At 68.9% G+C, this 6,506-nt stretch carries 6 protein-coding genes; 3 read left to right on the plus strand and 3 right to left on the minus strand.

Annotation, left to right across the window (positions count from 1 at the left end):
- Positions 1–235: 235 nt before the first annotated feature.
- The 3 genes from ACWGE1_RS39245 to ACWGE1_RS39255 are packed head-to-tail and all read right to left on the minus strand — an operon-like array spanning position 236 to position 2,237.
- The gene (locus tag ACWGE1_RS39245) at positions 236–988 is read right to left on the minus strand and encodes an SDR family NAD(P)-dependent oxidoreductase (protein ID WP_453425256.1); all 753 of its coding nucleotides are present in this window, start codon (positions 986–988) and stop codon (positions 236–238) included.
- Positions 985–1,971: a 3-oxoacyl-ACP synthase III family protein gene (locus ACWGE1_RS39250; protein WP_453425257.1), complete on the minus strand. Its 987-nt coding sequence runs from the start codon at positions 1,969–1,971 to the stop codon at positions 985–987. The genes ACWGE1_RS39245 and ACWGE1_RS39250 overlap by 4 nt, the downstream gene beginning before the upstream one ends.
- A gap of 11 nt (positions 1,972–1,982) precedes the next feature.
- The gene (locus tag ACWGE1_RS39255; protein WP_030390264.1) at positions 1,983–2,237 is read right to left on the minus strand and encodes a hypothetical protein; all 255 of its coding nucleotides are present in this window, start codon (positions 2,235–2,237) and stop codon (positions 1,983–1,985) included.
- 205 nt (positions 2,238–2,442) lie between these two features.
- On the opposite strand from ACWGE1_RS39255, the gene ACWGE1_RS39260 reads away from it, so the two are divergent.
- The 3 genes from ACWGE1_RS39260 to ACWGE1_RS39270 are packed head-to-tail and all read left to right on the plus strand — an operon-like array spanning position 2,443 to position 6,452.
- Entirely contained in the window at positions 2,443–3,339 is an 897-nt protein-coding gene (locus tag ACWGE1_RS39260; RefSeq protein WP_453425258.1) for a class I SAM-dependent methyltransferase, read from the plus strand.
- A gap of 10 nt (positions 3,340–3,349) precedes the next feature.
- Positions 3,350–4,912: a flavin-containing monooxygenase gene (locus tag ACWGE1_RS39265; RefSeq protein ID WP_453425259.1), complete on the plus strand. Its 1,563-nt coding sequence runs from the start codon at positions 3,350–3,352 to the stop codon at positions 4,910–4,912.
- Positions 4,913–4,925: 13 nt separating this feature from the next.
- Positions 4,926–6,452, plus strand: coding sequence for an FAD-binding protein (locus tag ACWGE1_RS39270; RefSeq protein WP_453425260.1), 1,527 nt, complete (start codon positions 4,926–4,928; stop codon positions 6,450–6,452).
- Positions 6,453–6,506: the final 54 nt, after the last annotated feature.

Below are 6,506 nucleotides of genomic sequence, written 5' to 3' on the forward strand. Positions count from 1 at the left end.
CGCCTCATCCGGAAAGTGACGGGCGGCGGCCGGGCGTAGGCGCGGGCGCGGCTGCGTGCGCCCGGACGCCCGGACGCCCGGACGCCGGATGCCCGGACGCCGGCATACCCGGGTGCCCGTATGCGGTGTGCCCGTATGCGGTGTGCCGGGTGCGGGCGGGGCGGGAACGGGGGGCGGCCCCGGCTTCCCTGTGGGGGGTCAGGGAGGCCGGGGCCGTGGGGAGCGGCGGCGGGGATCAGGTGATGGAGACGCCGCTGTCGATGCTGATGACCTGGCCGGTCATGCAGTCCTGGTCGAGGAAGAGGCCGGCGCTGCGGGCGACTTCCTCGACCGTGACGAAGCGCGGGATCGGGGCCTTGTCCTCCATGCCCTCGATGACGCGGTCCGGCAGGGTGCTGGTCATGCCCGTGATCATGAATCCGGGGGACAGTGCGTTCACCGTGACCCCGCGCCGGCCGCACTCCGCGGCGAGGGTGCGGGTGAAGCCGATCAGCCCGGCCTTGGAGGCCGAGTAGGCGGTCTGCCCGGCCGTCGCGATGATGCCCGACGGCGAGACGATGTTGATCACCCGGCCCCACCGCTGCCGCAGCATGTACGGGACCGAGGCCCGGGCGGTGTGGAAGGAGCCGATCAGGTTGGTCTGGATGACCTGTGCCCAGTCGGCCGGGTTCTGCATCGCCATCAGGCTGTCCTTGCGGATGGCCCCGTTGTTGACGAGTACGTCGACCGGGCCGAGTTCGCCGGAGATCTGCGCGTAGAGGGCCTGGGTGGCCTCCCACGAGCCGACGTCGCCGGTGACCAGCGCCGAGGGGTTGGTGAGTTTCTCCCGGACGGCCTCGGCGCCCTCCCGCGAGCTGTTGTAGTGGACGGCGACCCGGCAGCCCAGTGCGTCCAGTTCCAGCGCCAGGGCCTGGCCGAGGCCGCCCGAGGCGCCGGTCACGAGCGCGACCGGGGACTCGGGCCGCACGCCCGCACCGTTCTTGCTCATGCCGCGACACCGCCCCACTCCATGAGAATCGAACCCCAGGTCATGCCGGCTCCGAAGCCGGCCAGCAGGACCTTGTCACCGGTCTTGATCCGGCCTTCCTCCAGGGCCTCGGTCAGTGCGATCGGGATCGACGCCGAGGCGGTGTTGCCGTACTTCTGGAGGTTGGTGATCAGGGCCTCGGGGCGCAGGCCGGTGTGCGACAGGATCGAGTTGATGATCCGGATGTTGGCCTGGTGCGGCACGACGTGGTCGATGTCCGCGGCGTCCACCTTGGCGCTCTCCAGCGTCTCGCGCACCGTGCGGACGGTGTAGCGGACGGCGTTGAGGTAGATCTCGTTGCCGTTGATCTGTGCGTAGTGCAGGCCCGCGTCCAGGGTCTCCTGGGTGGTGGGCATCCGGCTGCCGCCGGCGAGGACCTTGAGGGAGCCGGTGCAGGCCCCGTCGGCGCCCAGGTTCCAGGCCTTGACCCGGTTCTCCGGGCCCGGCTGCAGGACGATGGCGCCTGCGCCGTCGCCGACGAGGATGGACAGGTCCCGGTCGGCCGGGTTGGCCGTCAGGGTGTGGGTGTCGGAGCCGATCAGCAGGATCGGCCGGGGGTCGATGGCGATCAGGGCCATGGCGGACACGAGCCCGTAGACGAAGCCCGCGCACTCGGAGTTAACGTCGTGCGCGCTGCCCGCGATGCCCAGTTCGTGGTGGACGAACGCGGAGGTCGCCGGGGACGGCTGCTCGGGCGTGGCGGTCGCCACGATGAGGTGGGCGATGTCCGCGCCGGTCAGGCCCGCCTTGTCCAGCGCGCGCCGGCCGGCCTCGACGGCCAGGGAGGCGGTGGTCTGCCCCGGGTCGACCGCCCGCCGCTCGCGGATGCCGCAGCGGCTGACGACCCAGTGCTCGTCGACGCCGAAGCGTGTCGCGAGTTCGGCACTGGTGACGATGCGTTCGGGTACGGACATGCCCCACCCGGTGATGTCGAAGCCGGTCACGTCACCCCTCGCTACGCCTGAGCCGGGACGAGATCGACGATCTTCGCGTACACGTCACGCAGGGTGGTCGTGTCGTCGAGGTCGGCGAAGAGCGACTCGTCGGCCGGAATGTGCGGGTACTGGTTCTGGAATCCGTACAGCCACTCCATCAGGTCCAGCGAGTCGACGTCCGCGATGTGCTGGAGCGGGGCGTCGGGGCTGACCTCCGCGGCACCCGAGACGGCCTCGAGCTGGCTCGCCAGTTCTTCGATGGTGGGCAGCGACATGGGGTCGGTCCTCTCTCGGCAATGCAACTCGGCAGTGCGTGTCTGGTTTTCGAGAGTGATGAAAGCCGCGCCCCCGCAAGGAACGCGCAACACGGTGCCGGATTGCTGCTGCGGGCCGTCTTGCGCCCACCTTGCGGGGCATCCGGTTTTCTCGACGCGAATTCGGAAAACAAGGCCCGCCGGACACGCAGGAAAGAGGATCAGGATGACAACGGTCGCCCCCAAGTCGGTGGACCCCGAGGTCGATGCGATCAGGCACCACTACGAGGTCAGCAACGATTTCTACCGGCTCCTGCTGGGCCCCACGATGATGTACTCCGGCGGCTACTGGGAAGACGGCGAGGACCTGGTCGCCACTCTCGACGAGGCGCAGGAGCGCAAGCTCGACAAGTTCGCCGAGCTCGCCGGCGTCCGTGCCGGCTCCACCCGGCGTGTCCTGGACATCGGCTGCGGCTGGGGCACGATGCTCAACCGCCTGACCACCGTGCACGGTGCGGAGCAGGCCGTGGGCCTGACCCTGTCGCGGACTCAGGAGGCCTTCATCGCCGGCCTGGACAACCCGCGGATCACCACGCTGGTCCAGAGCTGGGCCGACTACAAGGTCGCGGACGACAGCGAGAAGTACGACGCCGCGTTCTGCATCAACGCGCTGGAGCACTTCGTCTCCTCCAACCTGCCGCCCAAGGAGCGCACCAAGCGCTACCGGTACTTCTTCCAGCAGGTCGCGAACGCCCTGAACCCGGGTGCGAAGTTCGTGCTGCACACCATGACGGCCGAGGCGCTGCCGATGAACCGGGCGCTGCTGGACGACCTGAAGTTCCTGCAGCGCTCGGAGTTCGAGGGCTGCCACATCCCGCACCTGAGCGAGCTGTCCGCCGCCGCGGAGGGCCTGTTCGAGATCGACGAGGTCGTCAACGAGCGCGAGTCGTTCGCGATGGCGTGCCGTGCCTGGCTGGTGCTGCTGGCCGAGCGCCGGGACGAGGCCGTGGCCCTGGAGGGCGAGGAGGTCGTCTCCCGGTTCGAGCGCTACCTCGACATCTTCGCGTACACGCTCGAGGACAAGTTCTTCAACAACTTCCGCGTCACCATCACGCGCCGTTAAGGAGGCCGACGTGACGAGCATTCTCGAACCGGCCAAGGACGGCGGGGCGCGTACGGGCACCGAGAGGCGTCCCGGCGGCCACGGCCCGACCCGGCACCTGCGGGTCGCGGTCATCGGCACCGGTTTCTCGGGGCTGGGCACCGCCGTCCGGCTGCTGCAGTCGGGCATCGACGACTTCCTGGTGTTCGAGCGGGCCGATGAGGTCGGCGGCACCTGGCGCGACAACAGCTATCCGGGATGTGCGTGCGACGTCATGTCCCACCTCTACTCGTTCTCCTTCGCCCGGAATCCGAACTGGAAGTCGACGTTCGCCTCGCGGGACGAGCTGTTCGCGTACCTGCGGGAGACGGCCGACCGGTTCGGGGTGCGCCCGCACATCCGGTTCGGGCACGAGCTCGAGGCCGCCCGCTGGGACGAGGGCGAGCGGCACTGGCAGATCGAGACCTCCCAGGGCCGGTACACCGCGCAGTTCCTGGTGACCGGCACCGGCTACCTCAGTGAGGCGGCCGTGCCGGACATCCAGGGCCTGGCGGACTTCGAGGGCAAGGTGTTCCACTCCTCGAACTGGGACCACGGCCACGATCTGGCCGGCCGCCGTGTCGCCGTCATCGGTACGGGCGCCTCGGCGATCCAGTTCGTTCCCGCCATCCAGCCCGAGGTCGGGCATCTGGACCTCTACCAGCGCACCCCGGCGTGGATCGGCCCCAAGCCCGACAAGGCCAACAGCCCGCTGCACACCGCGATGCTGCGTTCGCTGCCCGGCTACCAGCAGTTCCGGCGGGGCTTCAACATGTGGGGCCGGGAGATCCTGGCGTTCTTCTGGAAGCGCCCCAAGCTCGCCGAGAAGGTCCAGAAGATGGCGAGCGACCACCTGGAGAAGTCGGTGGCGGACGAGGCGCTGCGCAAGCGGCTGACCCCGGACTACCTGGTGGCGTGCAAGCGGCTGCTGTTCTCCAACACCTGGTACCCGGCGATCCAGCAGCCCAATGTGGAGATCGTCACCGACGGCATCGCCGAGGTCCGCGCCAAGTCGATCGTCGGTTCGGACGGGGTCGAGCGCGAGGTCGACACCATCATCCTGGGCACCGGTTTCCAGGCCACCGACCGGCCGGTCGCGCGCCGGATCTGGGGCAGGGACGGGGTGCAGCTGCGCGAGGCGTGGAAGGACGGGATGTCCGCGCACCGCGGTACCACGGTCGCCGGGTTCCCGAACCTGTTCATGCTGCTGGGTCCGAACACGGCCCTGGGCCATTCCTCGCAGACCGTGATGATCGAGGCGCAGGTCCAGTACGTCGTGGACTCCCTGAAGCAGGTCGAGAAGCGGGGCCTGTCCAGCATCGAGGTCCGGCAGGAGGCGCAGGACGCCTACAACCGCAGGCTCGATGAGCACCTGGAGGGCACGGTCTGGATGTCGGGCGGCTGCAGGAGCTGGTACCTCGACGCGAACGGCCGCAACACCTCGATCTTCCCGACGTACACCTGGCGCTTCCGCCGGGGCACCAAGCGCCTCGACCTGAGCGAGTACCAGCTCGCTTCCCAGGTACGCAGCACCAAGCCGGTACCTCACCAGTAGGAGACGTACGAAGATGAGCAGCACCCACAGAACTGCCGCGGGCACCGCCGCCGAGCCGTCCCGTCGCCGGGTCCTGGGCGGGATCGCGAGCACGGCCGTCGCGGTCGTCGGCTGGAACGCCGTGAGCCAGACCTGGGCTACGGCCGCCGAGGCCGCCGGCAACGCCGATGTCGTCCCCGTGCCGGGACTGGTCGGCACGCTGGAGACGACACCGGGCGTGGTCGACGCCTTCGCCAACGACTTCGGACACCTTTTCGACGGCGCCCCGAGCAAGCCGTGGGCCGTGCTGCGGCCGGGCGGCGTGGACGACATCGTCAAGATCGTCAACTATGCCCGGGCGAACGGCATCAAGGTCGCCGTCAACGGTCAGGGCGGTACCGGTGACGACATCGAGTCGCACTCGGTGTACGGGCAGGCGCGCGTCCCGGGCGGTATCTCCATCGACGCCAAGGGCATGTCGAGGATCCTGTCGATCGGCAGTGACCACGCGGTGGTCGAGGCCGGTGTGACGTGGGGTCAGCTGACGGACGCGGCGCTCGCGGTGGGCAAGACCCCGCCGGCGCTGCCGGACTACCTGTACATCTCGGTCGGCGGGACGATCAGCATCGGCGGGATCGGCGGCACGGTGCAGCGGTACGGCCTGCTGTGCGACACCGTGCAGTCCATCGACATCGTCACGGGTGACGGCAAGCTGGTCACCGCGACGGCGACGCAGCGCACGGAGCTGTTCAACGCGGCGCTGTCGGGCGGCGGCCAGGTCGGCATCATCGTGCGGGTCAAGGTCAAGCTGATCCCGGCGCCGAAGCGGGCCGTCATCTTCAGCCTGTACTACAACACGGTGGAGCAGTACCTGATCGACTCCGAGCGGGTGCTGGCCGACGGCCGGTTCGAGGTCCACGCGGGCGAGATGCAGCGGACTCCGGACAACTCGGGCTGGCGTTACAAGCTGGAGGTCGGGGCGACGTACAACACCACGCCGCCGAACCGGACCCGGCTGTTGTGCGACCTGCAGGACGTGCGGTCGGAGGCGGTCATCGAGGACGTGACGTTCCGGGACTACATGTTCCGGCTCGACGCGTACGAGGCGTACCTGAAGGAGGGCGGCCACTGGTACACGCCCAAGCCGTGGCTGAGCATGTTCCTGCCGGCGTCGAAGACGAAGCAGTTCATGAAGCTCGTGGAGCAGGAGCTGGATGCGAGCTCGCTGGGCGGCGGGTTCCTGCTCTTCTACCCGTTCTTCTCCTCGAAGATCAAGCGTCCGCTGGCGATGATGCCGAACGAGTCGGTGGTCTACCTCTTCGACCTGCTGCGGTTCCCCAACCCGGGCGAGCCGAACATCCAGGGGATGATCGACCAGAACCGCCGTCTGTACGACATCGCGGTGGGGCTGGGCGCGAAGCGCTATCTGGTGGGTTCGATCCCGATGTCGGGCGCGGACTGGAAGAAGCACTTCGGGAACCGGTGGACCGGTTTCGTGAACGCCAAGAAGAAGTTCGACCCGAACAACATCTTCACTCCCGGGCAGGGCTTCTTCGCCTGACGGCGGGAGCCTGGCCGGTCGTGGAGTCCCGGCGGCGGGGGCGGGGAGAGGGAC

This window comes from Streptomyces sp. NPDC054932, from assembly GCF_053610205.1.

Coding starts and splice junctions, on each gene's coding strand:
- ACWGE1_RS39245 (WP_453425256.1), bottom strand. CDS start 988: ATGAGCAAGAACGGTGCGGGCGTGCGGCCCGAGTCCCCGGTCGCGCTC.
- ACWGE1_RS39255 (WP_030390264.1), bottom strand. CDS start 2,237: ATGTCGCTGCCCACCATCGAAGAACTGGCGAGCCAGCTCGAGGCCGTC.
- ACWGE1_RS39260 (WP_453425258.1), top strand. CDS start 2,443: ATGACAACGGTCGCCCCCAAGTCGGTGGACCCCGAGGTCGATGCGATC.
- ACWGE1_RS39270 (WP_453425260.1), top strand. CDS start 4,926: ATGAGCAGCACCCACAGAACTGCCGCGGGCACCGCCGCCGAGCCGTCC.